Genomic DNA, 19,069 nt, shown 5'->3' with positions numbered 1-19,069 from the left:
CGGAGGGTAGAATCGGTCATGGCGTATCCACTCGTGTTGGTTGAGATCTTGGTCGTGATCAATCAACAGGATACGCCACCCTTCCTACCTCCTCCCATACACCAGACTTGAGCTTAACTCGCGCTTTACCACCCACAATACCAACATACGCAACTGGTATGGCTGAAAGTTGAGTGCCCACATGATGGGTCGGTAAAGAGTCTATGCACGCACTTTTTCCGTGCGGTAGATGATGCGCTAGATACTGATTACGAACGTCTGTATTTCAAATCCAGCTCGTCAGCGGAAAGAATGCTGGCCGATATCGCCAGGGTGGCTGCTTTGCATTCGCTCGGGCTGTTGGTGCTGGACGAAGTACAGCACCTGGAAAAGTCGCGCTCAGGTGGTGCCGACAAAATATTGAATTTCTTCGTTACTTTGACGAACGTCATTAAGGTACCGGTGCTCTTTATCGGGACACCAAAAGCACTCGATTTATTTAAGCCCACGATGCGATCAGCCCGTCGCGCCTCCCAGTTTGGGAGTTTAGATTGGGAGCGGTTCTCGTGTGTACAGCAAGGTAACGCACCAAGCGAGTGGAAGCATTTTTTCAAACGTTTGTGGAAACTCCAATGGCTGTCGTCCCCTACGCCGTATAGCGAAGATATGAACGAGCTTTTTTGGGATTTGACACAAGGAATCGCTCATATCGCCGTGGCGCTGTTTTACCTCAGCCAAACCCGCGCGGTCACTGCCATGAAAACACCGATACTCAGTGAAGAGCTGGTAATAAAAACCTATAACGAAGAGCTTTCGCTGATTCACCCTATGGTGATGGCGCTAAGAAGCGAAAATCCAGAACGTATTAAGGAATATGCGGATCTTGACGTTCCCATTGAGGCAATTCGCTTAAAAGCAACCGCTCCTCTTGCCATGCCTGAAGCGCTAACGGTCGAGGAAGAGAGAGCAAGCGAGGAAGCAAAAGAGCCCTCTACGTTCCAACGCCTCTCATCGATCTTGGCCAATTTTGGCATAGGGGAAGATATCATCCCCGCTATTGCCTCCCAAGCCATTGAAGAAAACCCAGACGCTGATATCTGGACATTGGTTGAGCATGTGAAGCGTCTTGAAGATCCTCAAAAAGGGAACGCAGAGAAAAAAGCGCCTGCAAGCGACAAAGCCAAGGTAAAAGCCTTGCAACCCCGCTACACCGAGAATGATCTTCGTTTAATGCGCCAAAATGACGCCGAAAAGAGCTACCAACACTTCAAAAAGAAGGGAGTTATCATTGATTTCTTAGCCTACTTGTAAACGGCTACTTACCGCTCAAACCAGACAATTTCAATCTGCATGGTTGTTTATGTCATCATGCGGCTTTTTGATTTGCTGATAACAGGAATGCTCCGCCATTATGAACACCACCCCGCTGGCCTATCAGCTTTCCGGCCATATTACGGCTGAAGCTCCGCTCAACGTCAGCTACTTTGGGATGGACGAACGGCTGCCCCGCACTCCCCATGGCCAAGTGTTTCTTAACGGCGGCACGTTACGAGGGCCGCTGCGTAAAGCAGGCCTGAATATGCTGATCCGTGAACTCGCCAGCCTTAAAGACCAGCCGTTAGACCTAGTTTTCAACCGAGCGCAGATGTACATGCTGGGCGAAGGCATTGATATCTCACGAGATGTTAATAACGAAGCGATGGGGCGCAATTACGACCCACGTGCGGAAGCGTTTTTGCGTCAAACGAACCCTTTCATGAGCCTATTTGGCCGCTGGAAGCTGGCAGGCTATTTAGAAGTAGGGCCACTGCTCACCAGTACGAGCAACCTTATAACGGCAGGGCAAGGGGTGCGTCATGATCAATTTGAGCATGATCCACGCTTGGTGACCTACTTGAGCGCTGACGAGCAAGCGGCGTTGATGGACCAAATGCGAAGTACCCAAGAAAGCATGACGGCAATTGAAGAGGTGCGAGAACAGATTCGCCTCATCAAAGCCGACGCGCGTAAAACTGATGATGTGGCGGCTAGGCAAGCCTTTGCAAAGCAGACCCGAGAACTGGAAGCCCAAGAGAAAGCGATCCGCAAACAGCGTGAAGGTTCTGAAGAATCGATTAAGCACCCGTTGCCAGGTTATGAAGCTATTGCGCCGGGTAGCCAGCTGCAAAGCCGCTTAAAACTCATAGAAGGGTCGCCGGAAATACTGGGTCTCTTGCTGCATTGCCTTGCTGAATTTTCTCACCATCCCCGCCTAGGGGGCCACTTAGCCAATGGTTTCGGAGCCATTAGCGCTGAGTGGCAAGTGATGCAGCGTTCGCCGGGTGAGCGTCAAGCAGAGCCGATAGGCATGGTGAGGCTAGACGACATGGGTATTACGTTAGAAGGGGAGCCATTGGAACAGGCGTGGCAGGCCTTTAAAGTGACGCTGCCTAGCTACGACTTCACTCTATTCAGCCGCCAAGAAGCCCGTCAACGTTGGAAACAGCGCTAGCCATGGCAGTGCCATCGCCAGGGGGCGACCCAGCTTTAATGCAGCCCTTTAAGCTCATCCTGCAATTACATACGCCGCTGATACTGTCACGAGTAGTGCCGCGTTTAGACACCTTATTACACGAAGCGGCTTGCCGCCGCGCCTTAGACTGGGAACACCCCCCTTCGCTGCCGCTTACTTATGACCATGAGCAGGGCGCTTTTCGCGCCTCGCAGCTGATCTTTGGGGTAACGCCCCAGTTTGGTCTGGAGGCGCATGAGGTAGGCATGGTGGCCCACCTATATAAACTGCCTTTATTAGCGGCGCGCAACGTGCGGGCACCGCTGCGCTTTGATGGTGGTGATTGGGCACCGAAACTCACCCTCCACAAAGGGCGACTATGCCCGTACTTAATCTTTTATGCAGAGGGTGATCCAAGCGCCTGTACTGACCTGTTGAGTGAGATACCCCACATCGGCATTGCTTATACACGTGGGCAGGGGGCGGTCAGTATTATGAGCACCGTTCCAGATCATGAAGAGCGGTGGCGGCAACGTAGCTGGCGTGTTCCCGAAATGCATACCGGTATGCCTTATACACCCCAGGCAGACTGCCTACGCCTGACGCCAGCGGGCAGCGATGAGCCAGTTTATCGGCCACCGCGCATTCTGCGTGAGGTAATGCAATGACGGTATACGGCGCTGCACCTGCATTAGTGCAGACTCAGCACAGGGGCTACCAACTTCTTTACCAAGCAACGGGCGCGTTAAGGTGTGGGAGTTTTGCAGCAACGCTGACACCTACTACTCTCAACTGCGCGTGTTGTGATCGAAGATGGGCAGAGGTCGAAGCACCTTTTAAAGCCGTTGAATACCGCTATGGTAAATGTGGTGAGGCAGAATACGTCTGTTTAACCTGCTACACCCCGCGCATACCCAGCCAGGACATACTCGGCTTAGAACGCATGAACGTTACAGGGAAGACCCTAACCCCTATTTACGGCAAGTTGGGCATGCTGGTGGGGTCGGGCGGCATTATTACGCCAGAAGCAGAGCTATACCTGACCCTGCCACCCAAATTGTTTGAAAAATACCGAGACGGCGAGTGGGGCCAGCAAGGACGCTTAAGTATTGAAAAGCCATTTGAGCGTTTGATCAGCCTATTCATACAGGGGGCGCTTGATCCGATTGAAGATGGCTTTGTTTACATCGAAAACTGGGGGCGTAAAGTGGATGGCCTAATGCGCCAACTAATGCCCACCACATCGCTGCATGAACTCTGGTGTAATAGTGAGAACGGTGCCAGCGTATTGGACTTACACGCGATAATCACCACAGCCCAAGTGATGAGTGATCAGGGGTTGGCCAGCCAAGCAGGCCGCTTTGCCTTCTGGAAACCGATTCTTGATGCAGCCAAAGGTCAGCGTGATGACAAAGCGTTTGCCCAGTGGTTGGTTAACGTGCCAGACCCCGCCGCGCTTTTGCAGGCGATTCCAACAGATCCCTACGACCGCTTGAAACTACCTGCCGTATTGGGATGGGTAATGCCACACTTGGACAAGCTGTTGCCTTACTGCCAAACAAAGATCCAATATTCATCAGCTACGTTTTTATCAGCTCAGTCATCAACACAACCGCCGGTGGCATCCAAGCCATCGACTGAAGGCGCACACGCTGAGCCTGAACAGGGCAAGCTGTTTTAACCCGAAAGACGAGAGGGGATAAATCCCACGCTATGCAGGTGCATTTCTACGAAGCCAGCGCGCTATGCCACCCTGGAAACACGTCAGGGCGCCCAGTCACACTCGATGATTACCACCGCACTGCGTGGCACCTCTTTTCAGGTGATACCCACTACCCCCAGCGCGAGCGACCTTTTATTTTTCGTGCCCAGGGGTTAACCCAAGAGCAACACTTGTTTAGCGTGCGCTCAGCGCGTGATTTCCCCCATGCAGAAAAGCGTGTACTGACGCTTAACGAAGGAACCACGCTGCAACTGGAGTGGCACTGGGTGCCTACCGTCGCCACGCGGTTATCGTCCAGCGGCGAAAGGCTGCCCCGTAGCCAGCATATACCGGCACCGCGTGAACGGTGGGCTAGTCTTATTATTGAGCGTATGCAGCGCCAAGGGTGGGCAATAAATGTTGGTAGCGTTAGCTTTTATCCACTGGGGCGTTGGCCTCAGCAGCATAAATTATCGGTGCAACACCCGGTGGTAAGGGTTTGCGCTGAAGCAACCGTCATTGACACGCCACTGGCGGCCACTGCATGGTTTCAAGGGGTGTCTCGCCTACGTACTTACGGCATGGGCATGCTTTGCCCCTGTTAGGGTGTAGCTCACAATTATTGTTATCATTACGCCGTTCCGCTTCAGCGGAAGTGTTTGCAATGAATTGCAGACTTCGATGGAACGTTTGAACCTCTCGCCTTTGCGGGAATTCCCTTTGCGGAAACAGTGCCCCAGTTTTGCTGGGGCATTCGCTCTCCTACTCAGATAACGCCTCTATGCATCCGGTACTCCACTACCTCAGCGACATACTGCCTAAACGCCCAGGCTTTCAGCGTAACCCGGTGCAAATAGCGTATGCCGAAGCACTTTTGGATGGCCTAGCTCAGAAAGGAAAGCTGCACTTTGTAGAGGGTGATACCGGGATCGGGAAGTCACTCGCTTACCAGTTAGCCCTAGCCGATTGGGTTGCCAAAGGCAAGCTAATGGGCGGTAAGCAGGCAGCGCGCCGAGCATTGATCTCTACCCATTCCAGGGCATTGCAGCGGCAGCTGCTCCAGCCAGATAACCTCGCGATCGTGCGTGACTACTTAACTTATGCCCAGTTGCCGCAACTTAGTTTCGCGCTGCGCATGGGCCGGGATAATTACCTGAATCCCGAACGGTTAGCGCTACTTTTGGGTGTGCCGAGTTTAGATGCCGCAGCGGAAAGCACTCGATTACCCGACACGCACCGCCGTTTAGCGCGTTGGGGGCTGAAAAGCGATGGCTGCTTGCTTGATCTGGATGCTGCGCTGTTACCTGATGGCTGGCAGTTAGCCGATATTGCCCTGCGGCCCAACGACCCCTTACCGGAAAACCTAGAGGCACAGCAGCAGGTCGCCCAACAAAGCGATGTGCTCATTATTAACCACGCACTGTTAGCGGTAGACCTGGTTACCCAAGGGAAAATCACTCATGCAGAAGCGCCCTATGTCTTATTACTGGATGAAGCGGAGCACTACCCGGAAATCGCTGAAGAACTACTGAGTGACCGCGTATCGCTGCAATCCACCACTTTTTTACTTAATCAGCTAAAGCAGCATCGCGTGGCTAAGCAGTGGCAAACCTTGCTGGATAACATGACCGACCGTGAGCGGGCGGGCCGCGCCCACAGTTTAACGCCTTACCAAGGCGAGGCCCTGCAAAGCGCTGTGAAAGCGTTATTAAAACTGCGCTTGCGAGAGCCAAGCCATACGCCAGCGCTATGGCAGGAGTGGCAGCATTTACGCCAGAGCGTGGAGAGTATTGCCCTTCGCTTACGCGAAGCTAGCCGCTACTTAGTGTTGGATTATTCCCCGGTGCGTGGGTTGCCAGGGGTGGTTGCCCACGCCCCTAGCGCCGCCTCTAGTTTAAAAGCCGGTGCTAAAAAGCGGGTCACGTTGATGACCTCCGCGACACTGTCAGACTTGGACCATGCGCCAGGTGAAACGCCGCATTTTCGCTATATGCGTAGCCGCTTACAGCTGCCGGTCACTCATCCTCGCAGCGGGCTACAGCGTAGCTTTCAGGCCCAGCAGTTTGGCACCTTACGTTTTCGCCTACCGCGTGGGTTGCCACATCCGCTATTGCAACAAGCGGATGACCGTTACCAGCTTTCCCCACAGTATTGCCAGCAGGTGCTTCCTTATCTAACAGACCAGCCAGGGCGCGCCTTGGTGCTATGTGCTAGTTATGCAGATGTCGCCGAGCTAGAGGCCGCATGGCCGGCTGCTCATTCACACAGGCTGGTTGCCCACTATGCAGGTACAGGGTTAAACGAGCTAGTTGCCCGCCTAGAAGACGATTCGATTTTACTCACCCCCGCCGGGTGGGAGGGGTTATCGCCAAACCGTGAAGGGAACCAAGCGTACTGGCAGCATGTAGTGGTATTGCGTAACCCCCGTCCCATGGTCAGCCAAGTGGAACAGCACCTTGTTGAACAGATGCTGATTCATCGCAAGGTCAGCCCTTCAGAAGCCGCACATATTGCCAAGGGAACGCTAATGCGTAAAAGCACCGTGCGTACACTACATAAACTGCGCCAAGGGCTGGGGCGTGCGATTCGTCATCCTGATGACGATGTATTAATAACCCTATTGGAGCCCCGCATGCCCCGGCCTTCGGGTGTGGCCGCCTGCCAGGGGGTATACACACAAAAGGTACTTCTAGGGGCCATTCCCGCGCGTTTTTACTCGGCATACCAACAAGCGGAGGAACCCGGCGGGCAGAAAGATGCTGCTCCATCTGCCGTTCAATCTCTTGCCGCGCTTTTATAAGCTTTTAAATACGGCCTATCAGGCACGCTGTAGTTGACCGGTAAAGACGAGCTTGATCCATTGTGTAATGAGAGCAGTACATTTTGGAAAGCCCAAAATAACCAGCCCCACTCAATTTTTACTATTTTTTTCATTATTTTTGATGATAACCCTAAAGATTCTCCTCGCAGTGCCGTTAATCAATATAACGGCACACACAGTGGCCGAATACCGGGCCTTACGGCCAGTGTCCAAGCAAGGAGAATCACACCATGTCAGTGATCAATACCAACATCACATCGATGATCGGCCAGCAGAACCTGCGCGAGTCCCAAAACGCGCTTACCACTTCCATGGAGCGTCTGTCTTCCGGCCTGCGTATCAACAGTGCCAAGGACGATGCCGCCGGTCAGGCCATCGCCAACCGAATGAGCGCCCAGATCACCGGCCTCAACCAGGCGAGCCGTAACGCCAACGACGGCATCTCGGTCGCTCAGACCGCTGAAGGCGCTCTGAACCAGATTAACGACAACGTTCAGCGTATTCGTGAGCTGACCGTTCAAGCTGAAAATGGCACCAACAGCCAAGCTGACCTGGGTTCTATCCAAGACGAAATCACTCAGCGTTTGAGTGAGATCGACCGTGTCTCTGAACAGACCGATTTCAACGGCACCAAAGTACTTGATACTGGTGTTACAGAGATGGATATTCAAGTTGGCGCTAACGATGGTGAATCCATTACTATCGCGCTGGAAACTATCAATTCTAATACCCTAGGTATCGACGATTTTTCCGTTCGCGCACTCGAGCAGCCGAGTGCTGCTACAACCTCTATTGCAGCAAGCGGCCTTACTTCAGGCAGCACAGTAACTTTGGGTGGCTTTGAGTTTAACGTAGTTGCAGATGGTTCTGTAACTTCAGGCACAATGCAGGTATCCAGTGCTGCAGCTCTGGCTGCTACTTTTAGCGGTGCTACCCCTACTAGTGTAACGCTTGGCTCTTCAAATCTTGTGCAAACCGAAGCCGGTGATTTTTACGCTAAGGTGGGTAGTGGAGAAACGGCTGAGTTCTATGCGGTAGAAGCGACTGCAGTAGCAGCTACTAGCTCTGCAGGTGCTACAGTTAACTTTTCTATCAAAGATGGTGCTGATGCCGAGCCAGTTGATGCTGAAAAAGCAGGTATTACCGATATTGCCGGAGGAGTTGCAGCGACAGCATCACCCCTTGCTACGCTGGATGATGCGCTAAGCACTATCGACAGTCTACGCTCTGAGCTGGGTGCGGTGCAAAACCGTTTTGAGGATGCGATTACCAACCTCGATACCAACAGCACTAACCTGTCATCTGCTCGTTCGCGCATCGAAGATGCTGACTATGCTACAGAAGTGGCTGATATGACCCGCGCACAGATTCTGCAGCAGGCGGGTACTTCCGTACTGGCCCAGGCCAACCAGATCCCGCAGAACGTTCTTTCTCTGCTGGGTTAATTGTTTAGCTTTTGAGCAGACTTATCGATACATAACGGGGCCATAAGGCCCCGTTTTTTAATGGAAGAAATTAAATGAAAATAAGTGATGTTATTGGCATGAATGAATATGTTCTTTTAACTTTTGATTTAAATAGTGCCGAATCGAAGGATTATCAGGAATTAACAGTCATTCTGCAGGAAATGGGTTTTTTAACAACTTTTGAAGGGAAAGACTTGCCGGACAACACTTTTGTTGCTGTCACAAAAAATATTGATGAATTGGAAGAAAAAGCCTTGAACCTGATGAAGGAAAAAGCATCATCGTATGTGTTGTTACAGTCTCATCATAAGCCAAAGCTGAAGTGACCCTCTCCTTAGCTGCACAGGCTATAGTACAGCGATCAGGAGGTCGCGATGAGCAGTCATCGCTGATGGGCGAGATCCAGCACAACATCAAGCGCTTCGAAACCACCGGAATGGACGTGCAAATGTCGGTTGATTACAGCACGCTGCTGGAGCTGACTGGCACTTCATTGGCGTAATTGCTTTGACCGATAACCTCGTTTTATCACTGGTATTTACCGCTTTACATTGCCGTTTTCTTGTTATCCTAAGGCCATAATTTGCTGCTTCATTGCGGGCTACTACCGGCTCAGCCGCAACGCCTAACGCCGCTTTTGCTACCGTCTGGAGAATAACAGGCTAAAAATGCACACAGACCGCACCAATACCGCTGCCGATTTCAGCTGGCAGTTTCAGGGCCGCATCATGGTGATGGATAACGGCGCTCGCCTGCCGTTCCAGAACAATTTTGATGACCTGATGAAGCTAGATGCTCTTGCAGCTATCGTTTTCGACCCCGCCAGCCGCTTGACGGATAAGGAAGAGCTAAAATGCCTAGATGAATTTCAGGTTTTTCCTCATGCGCTGCTGGGCAACGGTAAACCTGCCACGCTTTACACCTGCATGGCCCCGGAGAAAAGCGGTACCCTGGAGCCGCTGGCACCCGAGCAGCTACCCGAATGTAAGCGTAGAGGTGCGCAGGTGCTGGTCAAAGTGCCAGTGCCTACCCTTCAGCTAGACGCCATCGAGGGCCTAAACCAGGTCGATTGGCTGCTACTGGATGAGCTCAACGACAGCCTGGCCGCGCTGGAAAATGGTACGCAATACCTAAAAGAAACGCTGTTGATTCATGCCCGCCTACCGTTAATGCCCGCCTATCAACGTCAGCCCGATGTGGCGACTATTTTTCAGTGGATGACGCAGCACGGATTTCAATGCTACCGCTTTGGCCGGCCTGTCCACCATAGCCACTTGCCTAGTGAGCAAAAGCTGGAACGCCAGCAAGCCACTCAGCTGGATACTATCGAAGCCGTATTCATCCCCGATGAGCAGCGTTTGGCGTGTATGGCACCCGCCAGATTGCGTAAGCTGGCTTTTTTGATGGACGCTGTCCATGGAGTGCATGATTTTACCCACCGGCTGTTGAATAGCATTGACCCAGAGATGGCCACCCACTATTTAGCAACGCGTGGCTATCTCAGCCAGTATAATACCGAACCGGACACCTTCATCCTAACGGCTAAATACAGCCCGGCACCCTGGGATAAACAGGGCCAGCAGCCAAGCAGCCAGCCGCAAGCAGGAGGGTCAAGTGAGTAAAAAGAACAGCCGCAAGAACAATAGCGCCGCCAAGCCGAAGCAGTCATCAGCGGCCAACATCTATATCAACCGTGCGCAAGTTTTTTTGCGTGATAATGAAATACAGCGTGGCATTAATATGCTTCTGCAGGGCATTAAAGTTGCGCCTGAAAATGCTGTGCTACACGCCATGCTGGGCGAGCAGTTAGGCAAACATGGCCGAGCTGAGGCCAGTATCAAGCACTATGAGAAAGCGCTGGAACTTGACCCCGACATGCTGATGGTGCAAGCCAAACTTGCCCAAGCTTATAGCCAACAAAACCGCTTTAATGACGCTGAACCGCTCATTATCAAAGCATTGAACGCGGCGCCAAGTAACCCCTCCGTGTATATGGCCTATGGCGTTATGCAGCAACGGCGCGGCAAACTGCCCGAATCGGTAGAGCACTTTCGCAAGGCATTAACGCTCAAGCTTGAACAGCATGATGCAGATCAAGAGGGCTCTGCTAAAAGTGTTGCCAAAAAAGCTCCGCCGAAAAAAAAGCGGGAAGATTTCAACAAGCCTGAAACCGAAGAACTTCTGTGGGATACCCTGAATCAGCTGGCGATGGCTAACGTGCATGCGTTTGCTATTTATGGAACTTCATTGGGGCTGGTGCGCGAAGGCGGGCTAATCAGCTTCGATAAAGATATCGACCTTGGGTTGCCCCATACTGAAATGGAGCGGGCGGTACGTTGCCTGGAAAACAACGGCTGGGTAGAACTTCCAAATCAGTTTTTAACCAATCCACGGTCAATGGTGCACTCTGTAAAAAAAGTTACGGTAGACCTTTCCGGCTTTGTGGTTGATGAAGAAAGTAACACAGTATTCACTGGATTATGGTTAAAAGAAGTTGTGCCGCACGAATGGAATGCGAACACCTATTACCCACCCCTTACGCTTAAAAAAGATACCACACCGGCGGGTGAGCCTATCTGGTCGCTAACAGACCCCGAGGCTTGGCTAGTGGCGCTATACGGTGAGAACTGGAAGGTGCCAGACCCAGCGTTTGATACGGTAGTTCAAACCAAAAACTATGTTCGCTTTTCGCTATTGGCACAATGCTATGCATTTTCTCGCATCTACAACAAGTGGCAAGAAGGGCAGATCACCAAAGCCTTGGCGATGGTAAAAGGCTCGTTGGTTCACCTCCCAGACGACGCCCTACTGCAAAAACTGGAAGCGCGCCTTGAGCATTTAATGTGAAAATAAAAAAACTTTAGAGCGTTAAATTTTAATTTATGGGAAAAATAAGTTTTAATTAAAAAGGAAGTTGATTGTTAAGTTTAAATGATGCTCTAATGCTAGAAATATAAGCCTACCGTTAAAGGGTAGATCTCGATGCTAATAATATTAATTAATATTTGGTGGTGAATGAAAGATATTAAAAACTTTACAGCCGCTTTTCCAAAGGTGGAAAAGAGAGTTAAAGAAATTTCTTTAGAAGAGTTTCCCTATTTCCGTACTAATGGATTTGATGAGATTACTCTTCGTGTTAAAGAGCGTTTGACGATTCTGGGTGGGGCAGTGGGACAACATGAGCTAGCTATATATACTGGAACTGGAACCGCTTCATTAGACGCTGCACTTAATAACTTTGTAAGAAGCGATGATAAAATTCTAGTTGTTAAGGGAGGTAGGTTTGGGACGCTGTTAGTTGAAATGTGCAATTTTTATCGAATTGCTACATGTGTTTATGAGCAAATTCCTGGTGAGGATATAGATCTTACATCCTTAGAAGCTTTTATTGATAAAGAAAAGCCAGATGTGCTTTTTATGCAGCATAACGAAACATCAGTTATGCAGCTTTATAATATTTCAAAAATATGTGGTTTGGCGAAGCAATATAACTTAATGACAATAGTTGACGCTTGTAGCTCTTTTGCAATCGATCCTATTAATGTGTTTAAGGACCAGGTTGATGTTTTACTCTATAGCTCTCAGAAAGGGTTGGGGGTGCCTGCTGGACTAGCTTTTATTTCCTATAATAAATATTTAAATAAATATAAAGGATCTTATTATCTAGACGTCGATTTTTACAATGGTAATGCAGGAAGATTTATTCAACCTTTTACGCCTCCGGTTACTATTATGTATCAACTCCTGTACCGTTTAGAAATGATAGATAAAATGGGTGTTTCTACATGGTTCAATAGAATATCAAACAGAGCTGAAAAATTCAGGAAGCAGGTTGCAACCCTTCCTGTAAAAATAGTTGCTGAAACTCCGTCGAACTGTGGAACAGTATTTGATACTGGGAGAAGCGACAACGCTGATTTTTGTGGACGCTTAACCAAACAAGGGATTTATATTACCAACTCCAAAGGCTACTGGGGGGATTATCTTTCAGTTGGTCATATTGGTGATATTTCTGAAAATGAATATGATGCCCTGTTTAAGGAATTAAGATTATGGCTCAACGCATAGTTTATACTGGTGGCACTTGGGATCTATTTCATGCTGGTCACCTTAACGTCTTAAAGAAGGCAAGGGATTTTGGAGATTATGTTGTCGTAGGAGTATCTACCGATGATCTTGTTAGTAGCTACAAAAACCATCCGCCTGTTTTAAATTGGCAGCAACGATCATCTATAATAAAAGAATTAAAGTGCGTGGACGAAGTAGTGCCACAAGAGCGGTTGTTTGATATTGATCAATTTATGGACTTAGGTTGTGATGTTTTTATTGTTGGTGATGATTGGAAAGGAAAAGAAGGTTCCGTTTCTAATCTTAAATGGCTCAAGGATAACGGCTATTTAAGATATGTGGAATATACTCCTGGCCTGTCTAGCTCATTGATAAAAGAAAAAATAATGGACGATGCTGACAATATCAGAAAATCGCTTATAAGCCGCAAAATCTCGGAAGAAACAAGGTGATAAAATGAGTTTTAAATTTAATCCTATTGAAGAAAGCAATAGGCTGTACCTTCGGGGTGTAAATATTACTGATGTAACGGACGATTATATTTCTTGGATGAACGATCCAGAAATAACACGATACTTAGAGACAAGAGCAAGAACTTTTAGTTATGGTGATTTGGTTGAATTCGTGAACGAAATGAATTCCACAACAGATATTCATTTTTTCGCTATCTGTTTAAAGTCAAATGATGCTCACATCGGAAATATTCGGCTTAGAAACATTGATTGGTTTCATAGGCGAGGGGATATTGGGCTCTTAATAGGGCAGAAATCGTGCTGGGGCGCAGGCTATGCTACGGAAGCACTTCAAATGATAACTCACTTTGGTCTGGTGCAGCTTGGGTTAAAAAAGCTTACTGCAGGGTGCTATGCTCAAAACATAGCCTCTTTAAAAGCCTTTACAAAAAACAGATGGCAGCAGGAAGGCCGCCTCAAAAATAATGTTATTTTAGATGGCAAACCTCACGATTGGATTTGTTTAGGGATAAGCGCGGAAGATTATTTTATAGCGCCTTAATCCGAGTTATAACCTGCACAGGAACCTGGGGCAACAGTTCCCGCAACGAGGTGTGTAAGTGCTTAGGCAGATGTTTTCGTGCACAATGCTGTCAAGATATTACATCAAGATGAGAGCATGGCAAGGGAAGGCGTTTCGTATCGCCCCTCACAGAAGAGAAACAACAGGCTTTGACAGACGCCCATCAGTACGGCGAACCGCGAGCCCACGCGATCTTACTCAGCCATCAAGGCTATACGATCAACCAGATCAGCGACATCTTGGATGTTCGACGAAATACTCTCTCGATCTGGTTCAAGAAATGAGAAGTCTCCGGTCTTGACGATCTCATCGAAAAGCCTCGGAGTGGCCGGGTGCCTATTCTGGATGACGACGACCGTGATCGCCGCTTTCGATCAGTTCATTGCGCAGAAAGACCCGGACACCTTTGCCATCGTCATTCTGGATAATGCCAGCATGCATCGTTCCCATGGCTTTGGGCGAAAGCGACTGGAGTGGCTGAATCATCGCGTTCATGTCATCCCTTTGTCGACCTACTCGCCGGAGCTGAACCTGATCGAAATCCTCTGGCGTCGGATCAAGTACAGCTGGCTACCACTGACCGCCTACGAGGGTTTTACCACGCTATGCAGCGAAATGAATCGGGTGCTTGGTGGCTATAGCAGTGAGCACACGATTACTTATGCATAGGCACTTAGTGATCGTTAACCTAGTTCACGTCTGTTTCAAGCTTAGTAGGTTTGATTAAGTAGCACATGCCATGTATGGAGCAATGATGGATCCACGCGCAGGTGCGGCAGCAAGCGGGTGCTTCAGAATTGACCCAGGCCAATTAGCTGTCGCAGAGCGTGCATTTTTCTGTTGGGTTAAACTGAAGCTTAATCACGATCAAGCAAGCGCTCATTGTGGGCAAAATCAAGATGTTATAGAAGTGGCAATATACAGTTACTCAACAGGGCTAATTAACCCTTAGCCCTGTTGGCGGTGGTGGTAGCCTTAGTTCAAGCCCATGACCCAGCGCTATTAGGAGCACCGTGAAGCCGCACAAAGCCACCATCCCCGCTCTGGAAGTTGTTACCAAACTTGTCCCTCAACTTAACGCTGTTGAAAAACAGATTGAGCTGACGATCTGCACCGTACTGGAAAGCAGCTCAACCGCTGTACCCATAGAACGATACACTAAGTTACAGGCGGAGTTTCAGCTAGAACTTGCGATGATTCGTATGAATTTGGAGCATTTGCTGAAACGCTACCATACCGAGCTGGAAGCAGCGATGAACGACCCGCGCCAGGATGTGCTGCTCACCCTAGACCAACACGAAAGCGTGGCCGTTGATAGCGCTAGAGTGCTTTACCAGCGAGTACAGGCATTACAAACCCAAGGGTTATATGACCACTAATGAGCACCAGCGCGTTATAGACGAACTGCAGGCACTGATTGATGACACCCAGCAAACGCTCAGGCGTTTTGAAACCACCAGCATGGATGAGCAAATGCCGGGGGATTACGAAAAGCTGCTGGATATTTTGGATGGTGCCATTAAGCAACAGCGGGAGCATACCCAGGGGTTACTATCTCGCTAGCTGCCACTTTTTGTTAGCTTGCAAAGCTTGTGCAGTTCAGTCAATATTTTCGTGTGTCGAGCAGTTACGTAAATTGCTCATAACCATGAGATAAGGATATGGACACCCACACTCTCCTTCTAGTCGCTGCGATATGCGCACTCTGGATGAGCATTACCTGCGGTTGTATTGCTATCTATTTATTGTTGAGCAGGCAAGGATGGACGTTTGCCCCAAGTGGTGCCACTACCCCCAAGAGAGCTGCCGCGCCAACGCCAGAAGCGCCTATCTTATTCAATAACGAACATGCTTCCTGGGAAGTGACAGTGCTATTCAAGAGCCCTTCGCCTGCTTTGAATGAACGCTTGAGCCTGGCGCTTGCTTCTTTGGATGCGGTTTATGAGCCTAGCGCGAAGGCGTATAAGGTAGCGGGCGACTCCTCTCGTACACCGATTCAAATTGAGAATATTAATGTTTCGGGGCAGCTGCCGTCTTTAACCGAAAGCAGCGTAGAGCTTCCCCCTATTAAAGGCGTGAGCATTAAAATTACCAAAAGCAACCAGATGCTTGCTCCCAGCAAACTCCAGCTTGCCAAGCTAGTGTCGCTTTCTAAAAAGTTGGCACGCCTGGGCGGCACGGTGGTGGATGCGGCGCAACAACCGATCACCAAGGCTGGTTTTCAAGCCGTCATTGCCGGTAATGCGAAGGTTTGATGCAAGCCCCTTGCAAATGTCCCACCTCTTCAGAGGCTTAAGCTATAAATAGCTGTTCAACACATCTAATCGGTTTCATCTTCAAAGCGGTCATTCGCTTCCAGGCCCGTCAGCAAGTCGGCGGGTGTGTAACCCAATATGCGGGCCATGGTATACAGCTTAGCAACGGTGATATTGACCTCACCTCTTTCAATCCTACCCATATAGCTTCGGTCAATGCCTACTGCAAGCGCAAAAGCTTCCTGGGAATACCCTTTTTCCTTTCGCTTTTCTCTAATTGTCCTTCCAAGTGCCTGCGCTAGTCCTTCCATACCCGCCTCATTTCTTTTGTGCGGGTACTCTCTTGCGTTGCGGCTTATTTATCCACGGACTATAATCCGCATTTGGTTTTCGTATCCTATGGTGGTGGCCTCATGCCAAGCACGCATCCTTTGATAGATCCGCGTATTTTCGAGCTGCTGAGGCGGCAAGAAAACACAACATTCACCGTCAAAGACCTACGAAACCAGTATGCGGAACGGCACAGCATAGAGGCGCAGTATCGTGCGCACTTACGCCGCTTTATTTACGAGCGAATCAGCCGTTTGATTCGCGTGGGCATGGTTCAAAAGGATACTGAAAAGCGAAAGCGGGATCAGCGCTATCAAGTAATCCATTTAGATGCGCAAGGCCTTGACCTTACAGGTGAACCCTTTGAGTCATGGTGTCAGCGCCTGGTCATCGATAAAGAAAAAACGAAAACGAAGTCGCCTGCTTGTCCCTCTCCGCATAGCGAGCATGCGCCCATATCACGACCTTCAGGTGCAAGTGCAAAGCTCAGAAAAAATCTGAAAGAGGTAAAAGTGGAGTTCTTGGCCGCCCTGGGCGAAGCCGAGAAGTTTAAAGCCCTCATTCATGAATACCCGGAGCTTAAAGAGGTTATCCAAGGTGACTCTAAAGCGGCGCATGACCTTAGCTCCCGCTTGTTAGGCCATATCAATGCTATCGAAAAAGTATTGCAACGTGTGGAGACGGGGCCTTAATGCGTTCACTGCGACGTTGGCAAGTAGAGTGCATTGAAAAAGCACTCCAACACTACCAATCAAACCCACACTTCTTTGTGCAGGCTACACCAGCCAGTGGCAAAACGTATCTAGCTGCAGAACTTGCTCGCCAGCTGCTGGATGATCAAAAAATAGACTTGGTGGTCTGCTTTGCTCCATCACGTGAGGTCGTCGAAGGTTTTAACCGTACGTTTTCTGCGGTATTAGGCAAGCGGTTTGGTGATGTGCTGGGAGCCTCTGGTGCTGCGTATACCTACCAGTCCATGGATTATCAGCGGCCAGAGTTTTGGGAAATCTTCAAACAAGCCAGGGTCCTGGCTGTCTTCGACGAAATACACCATTGCGCAGGCCATGATCCCCTACTGAGTAACCTATGGGGACAAAAAATACTGCAGCATATACAAGACGATGCGACATATACCCTGGCTTTATCAGGCACACCCTGGAGAACAGATGTTCTACCTGTTGCGTTAGCACGCTATAGTGACCCCGAAGGTCAGCTGGTCTGTGATTACTGTTATGACCTTAAAGCGGCTATCCAAGAAGGTGTCTGTCGCTCTCCACGTATAACCCTGATTGACAACCCATTGATAAAGTTGGTGGAGGAGCAAGAGGCGAATAGCTCTGTTCGTCTATTTAGCGGAGTAACCCAATTACTGGGTGAGTCTCCTATTCGTTATGAAGAACTGCTCCGCCACGACGACATTCTCGAAGCTGTACTCGACGTTGGCATACAAAAGCTGAATGAGGTTCGCCAAAGCGTGAGTAAGGCGGGTGGGTTGGTCGTTGTTAGCGATATTGAACATGCCCAACAAGTATCTGAAATATTGTTGAGAAAGGGGGAAAGTGTCGAGGTTGTAAACAACCAGACACCTCAAGCACGGCAAAGGATCAACCACTTTCGTAATAGTCAGACTCGCTGGATCGTTGCGGTCAGCATGGTGAGTGAAGGTACAGATATTCCACGGCTCATGGTGTGTTGTTACCTCAGCCGAATCAGAACCGAGCTTCACTATCGTCAAGTACTAGGCCGTATTTTAAGGAAAACGGGCCAAATTGATGTGGAAGCATGGCTGTACGTTATCGCAGAGCCTACATTGCGAAAATTTTCAGCTCGCATCGCTGATGATCTACCACATGACCGTGCCACGCTCCAGACGAAAAAAATCGATAAGAGGCAACATCAAGCAATCGAAAGCGAACACGGTAAAGAAGGCACACCCTCAGAAGACGGCGACGCCGCGGTTGACCCTATCGCTATTTCTAGAGCACTGCTTTGGGATGGCGCGTCAGAGAATGATAGCGACGCGACGATTCGCACCCTTAGCTTTTCGAAATATTACCGCCAATACCTGCTCTCCCTAGCGTAAAAAGGGGTTACAGATATGGTGACCCATTTCCCAATAGCACATGAAGACGAATTGTTGGGGAGTATTCTGGCGCGCTTTGTTGAAAGGCAAGGAATCCATGAAGATAAAATAGCCTGTCATTTACTATTTGGCTCACGCAACATAGCACCCGCTGTTTTTTTTCAAGGGCATATTGCTGCATTAATGCAGCAGGTGGGCCATATATGGAAACACAGTTTAGAAGACATCGCCTACCGTCATACGTTATTGCCTATTTTTAAACCTTTTGTCACAGAAGCCAGCTTTAACTCTCTACTCAACGAAATTATTTATAAAGACAAAAGCCATGTAATGCTCAAATCTGGATGCAGTGCTGGCATTGTGGCATGGCCAGTAACGTATAAGGTATGCCCTATTTGCTATCATAACCAAATAACGACATATGGCTATGCGATTTGGCAACGCACACTTCAATGCCCCGGCGTAGAAGCCTGTCCAGAGCATGAATGTTGGCTCATAAACTCAGAGGTCGACATTTACCCTGAGAGAAAGCACAAATTTTATGGACCAAGCGATATAAAAATTAACATTCCTACATTATCTCTCATTGCAGATAAAAAAAGCGTGCTGCTTTCAAAAATGGTATATCAGCTTATCAATACTGCCAGTTACCTGAATCCGTGAAGCCGGCGCCGACACTTTCCCTATCACCGCCAGCGAGCACTTTTTGATCCTTCGCCCCGTGCAAGTTGGCTTTCGCAAGCCCGTTATTGCCAAAACCCACCGTGCTGATCGGTGCTGACGGCCCGTTTTGTCATGCCTTTCCACCCGCCAGGCACGACATATCTGGCGATCGCGTG

At 49.4% G+C, this 19,069-nt stretch carries 21 protein-coding genes and 1 pseudogene; 21 read left to right on the top strand and 1 reads right to left on the bottom strand.

Features of this window, described 5'->3' with window-relative positions:
• Positions 1 to 153 precede the first annotated feature (153 nt).
• From V8L70_RS21365 to V8L70_RS21280, 18 genes and pseudogenes are all read left to right on the top strand, one after another.
• Complete coding sequence (locus tag V8L70_RS21365) at positions 154 to 1,290, top strand: ATP-binding protein (protein ID WP_336270567.1); 1,137 nt, start codon at positions 154 to 156, stop codon at positions 1,288 to 1,290.
• A gap of 100 nt (positions 1,291 to 1,390) precedes the next feature.
• Complete coding sequence (locus V8L70_RS21360; RefSeq protein ID WP_336270566.1) at positions 1,391 to 2,470, top strand: hypothetical protein; 1,080 nt, start codon at positions 1,391 to 1,393, stop codon at positions 2,468 to 2,470.
• 2 nt (positions 2,471 to 2,472) lie between these two features.
• Positions 2,473 to 3,138, top strand: coding sequence for a hypothetical protein (locus V8L70_RS21355; RefSeq protein ID WP_336270565.1), 666 nt, complete (start codon positions 2,473 to 2,475; stop codon positions 3,136 to 3,138).
• Between the two features lie 275 nt (positions 3,139 to 3,413).
• Complete coding sequence (locus V8L70_RS21350; protein ID WP_336270564.1) at positions 3,414 to 4,151, top strand: hypothetical protein; 738 nt, start codon at positions 3,414 to 3,416, stop codon at positions 4,149 to 4,151.
• Positions 4,152 to 4,183: 32 nt separating this feature from the next.
• The gene (locus V8L70_RS21345; protein ID WP_336270563.1) at positions 4,184 to 4,777 is read left to right on the top strand and encodes a hypothetical protein; all 594 of its coding nucleotides are present in this window, start codon (positions 4,184 to 4,186) and stop codon (positions 4,775 to 4,777) included.
• Positions 4,778 to 4,914: 137 nt separating this feature from the next.
• On the top strand, positions 4,915 to 6,972 hold the full coding sequence (locus tag V8L70_RS21340; protein WP_336270562.1) for a helicase C-terminal domain-containing protein: 2,058 nt from the start codon (positions 4,915 to 4,917) through the stop codon (positions 6,970 to 6,972).
• A gap of 251 nt (positions 6,973 to 7,223) precedes the next feature.
• Complete coding sequence (locus V8L70_RS21335; protein WP_336270561.1) at positions 7,224 to 8,438, top strand: FliC/FljB family flagellin; 1,215 nt, start codon at positions 7,224 to 7,226, stop codon at positions 8,436 to 8,438.
• 74 nt (positions 8,439 to 8,512) lie between these two features.
• Positions 8,513 to 8,785 carry a hypothetical protein gene (locus V8L70_RS21330; protein ID WP_336270560.1) on the top strand — a complete coding sequence of 91 codons (273 nt, stop codon included), beginning with the start codon at positions 8,513 to 8,515 and terminating at the stop codon, positions 8,783 to 8,785.
• Positions 8,782 to 8,961, top strand: coding sequence for a hypothetical protein (locus V8L70_RS21325; protein WP_336270559.1), 180 nt, complete (start codon positions 8,782 to 8,784; stop codon positions 8,959 to 8,961). Before V8L70_RS21330 ends, V8L70_RS21325 begins: the two co-directional genes overlap by 4 nt.
• 166 nt (positions 8,962 to 9,127) lie before the next feature.
• The gene (locus tag V8L70_RS21320) at positions 9,128 to 10,081 is read left to right on the top strand and encodes a hypothetical protein (RefSeq protein ID WP_336270558.1); all 954 of its coding nucleotides are present in this window, start codon (positions 9,128 to 9,130) and stop codon (positions 10,079 to 10,081) included.
• Positions 10,074 to 11,306, top strand: coding sequence for a tetratricopeptide repeat protein (locus V8L70_RS21315; protein WP_336270557.1), 1,233 nt, complete (start codon positions 10,074 to 10,076; stop codon positions 11,304 to 11,306). Before V8L70_RS21320 ends, V8L70_RS21315 begins: the two co-directional genes overlap by 8 nt.
• A gap of 168 nt (positions 11,307 to 11,474) precedes the next feature.
• Entirely contained in the window at positions 11,475 to 12,527 is a 1,053-nt protein-coding gene (locus tag V8L70_RS21310) for a pyridoxal-phosphate-dependent aminotransferase family protein (protein ID WP_336270556.1), read from the top strand.
• A complete protein-coding gene (locus V8L70_RS21305; RefSeq protein WP_336270555.1) occupies positions 12,512 to 12,979 on the top strand; it encodes an FAD synthase family protein in 468 nt (155 codons plus the stop codon). Before V8L70_RS21310 ends, V8L70_RS21305 begins: the two co-directional genes overlap by 16 nt.
• A gap of 4 nt (positions 12,980 to 12,983) precedes the next feature.
• On the top strand, positions 12,984 to 13,541 hold the full coding sequence (locus V8L70_RS21300) for a GNAT family N-acetyltransferase (protein WP_336270554.1): 558 nt from the start codon (positions 12,984 to 12,986) through the stop codon (positions 13,539 to 13,541).
• 170 nt (positions 13,542 to 13,711) lie between these two features.
• Positions 13,712 to 14,231 (top strand): annotated as a pseudogene (locus V8L70_RS21295) (transposase).
• A gap of 344 nt (positions 14,232 to 14,575) precedes the next feature.
• A complete protein-coding gene (locus tag V8L70_RS21290; RefSeq protein WP_336270553.1) occupies positions 14,576 to 14,941 on the top strand; it encodes a hypothetical protein in 366 nt (121 codons plus the stop codon).
• Entirely contained in the window at positions 14,931 to 15,125 is a 195-nt protein-coding gene (locus V8L70_RS21285; RefSeq protein WP_336270552.1) for a hypothetical protein, read from the top strand. The genes V8L70_RS21290 and V8L70_RS21285 overlap by 11 nt, the downstream gene beginning before the upstream one ends.
• Before the next feature lie 98 nt (positions 15,126 to 15,223).
• Positions 15,224 to 15,817 (top strand): hypothetical protein, encoded by a 594-nt coding sequence (locus V8L70_RS21280; RefSeq protein WP_336270551.1) that lies wholly within the window; start codon positions 15,224 to 15,226, stop codon positions 15,815 to 15,817.
• Between the two features lie 65 nt (positions 15,818 to 15,882).
• Here the strand turns inward: V8L70_RS21280 and V8L70_RS21275 are convergent, their stop codons facing one another.
• The gene (locus V8L70_RS21275; protein ID WP_101146698.1) at positions 15,883 to 16,128 is read right to left on the bottom strand and encodes a helix-turn-helix domain-containing protein; all 246 of its coding nucleotides are present in this window, start codon (positions 16,126 to 16,128) and stop codon (positions 15,883 to 15,885) included.
• A gap of 102 nt (positions 16,129 to 16,230) precedes the next feature.
• Here V8L70_RS21275 and V8L70_RS21270 point away from each other — a divergent pair, with 102 nt between their 5' ends.
• From V8L70_RS21270 to V8L70_RS21260, 3 genes are read left to right on the top strand one after another with little or no spacing between them, the layout of a single operon-like run.
• On the top strand, positions 16,231 to 16,839 hold the full coding sequence (locus V8L70_RS21270) for a hypothetical protein (RefSeq protein WP_101146699.1): 609 nt from the start codon (positions 16,231 to 16,233) through the stop codon (positions 16,837 to 16,839).
• Entirely contained in the window at positions 16,839 to 18,230 is a 1,392-nt protein-coding gene (locus tag V8L70_RS21265; RefSeq protein WP_101146700.1) for a DEAD/DEAH box helicase, read from the top strand. Before V8L70_RS21270 ends, V8L70_RS21265 begins: the two co-directional genes overlap by 1 nt.
• 15 nt (positions 18,231 to 18,245) lie before the next feature.
• The gene (locus tag V8L70_RS21260) at positions 18,246 to 18,893 is read left to right on the top strand and encodes a TniQ family protein (RefSeq protein ID WP_336270550.1); all 648 of its coding nucleotides are present in this window, start codon (positions 18,246 to 18,248) and stop codon (positions 18,891 to 18,893) included.
• Positions 18,894 to 19,069 lie beyond the last annotated feature (176 nt).

The organism is Vreelandella arctica (assembly GCF_037070215.1).
In the GTDB taxonomy this organism is placed as follows: domain Bacteria; phylum Pseudomonadota; class Gammaproteobacteria; order Pseudomonadales; family Halomonadaceae; genus Vreelandella; species Vreelandella arctica.
Note: the sequence above shows the minus strand (reverse complement) of the source record. Positions and strands in the feature narration are given on the sequence as shown.

Coding starts and splice junctions, on each gene's coding strand:
- V8L70_RS21360 (WP_336270566.1), top strand. CDS start 1,391: ATGAACACCACCCCGCTGGCCTATCAGCTTTCCGGCCATATTACGGCT.
- V8L70_RS21355 (WP_336270565.1), top strand. CDS start 2,473: ATGGCAGTGCCATCGCCAGGGGGCGACCCAGCTTTAATGCAGCCCTTT.
- V8L70_RS21350 (WP_336270564.1), top strand. CDS start 3,414: ATGAACGTTACAGGGAAGACCCTAACCCCTATTTACGGCAAGTTGGGC.
- V8L70_RS21345 (WP_336270563.1), top strand. CDS start 4,184: ATGCAGGTGCATTTCTACGAAGCCAGCGCGCTATGCCACCCTGGAAAC.
- V8L70_RS21335 (WP_336270561.1), top strand. CDS start 7,224: ATGTCAGTGATCAATACCAACATCACATCGATGATCGGCCAGCAGAAC.
- V8L70_RS21330 (WP_336270560.1), top strand. CDS start 8,513: ATGAAAATAAGTGATGTTATTGGCATGAATGAATATGTTCTTTTAACT.
- V8L70_RS21320 (WP_336270558.1), top strand. CDS start 9,128: ATGCACACAGACCGCACCAATACCGCTGCCGATTTCAGCTGGCAGTTT.
- V8L70_RS21310 (WP_336270556.1), top strand. CDS start 11,475: ATGAAAGATATTAAAAACTTTACAGCCGCTTTTCCAAAGGTGGAAAAG.
- V8L70_RS21305 (WP_336270555.1), top strand. CDS start 12,512: ATGGCTCAACGCATAGTTTATACTGGTGGCACTTGGGATCTATTTCAT.
- V8L70_RS21300 (WP_336270554.1), top strand. CDS start 12,984: ATGAGTTTTAAATTTAATCCTATTGAAGAAAGCAATAGGCTGTACCTT.
- V8L70_RS21285 (WP_336270552.1), top strand. CDS start 14,931: ATGACCACTAATGAGCACCAGCGCGTTATAGACGAACTGCAGGCACTG.
- V8L70_RS21280 (WP_336270551.1), top strand. CDS start 15,224: ATGGACACCCACACTCTCCTTCTAGTCGCTGCGATATGCGCACTCTGG.
- V8L70_RS21275 (WP_101146698.1), bottom strand. CDS start 16,128: ATGGAAGGACTAGCGCAGGCACTTGGAAGGACAATTAGAGAAAAGCGA.
- V8L70_RS21270 (WP_101146699.1), top strand. CDS start 16,231: ATGCCAAGCACGCATCCTTTGATAGATCCGCGTATTTTCGAGCTGCTG.
- V8L70_RS21265 (WP_101146700.1), top strand. CDS start 16,839: ATGCGTTCACTGCGACGTTGGCAAGTAGAGTGCATTGAAAAAGCACTC.
- V8L70_RS21260 (WP_336270550.1), top strand. CDS start 18,246: ATGGTGACCCATTTCCCAATAGCACATGAAGACGAATTGTTGGGGAGT.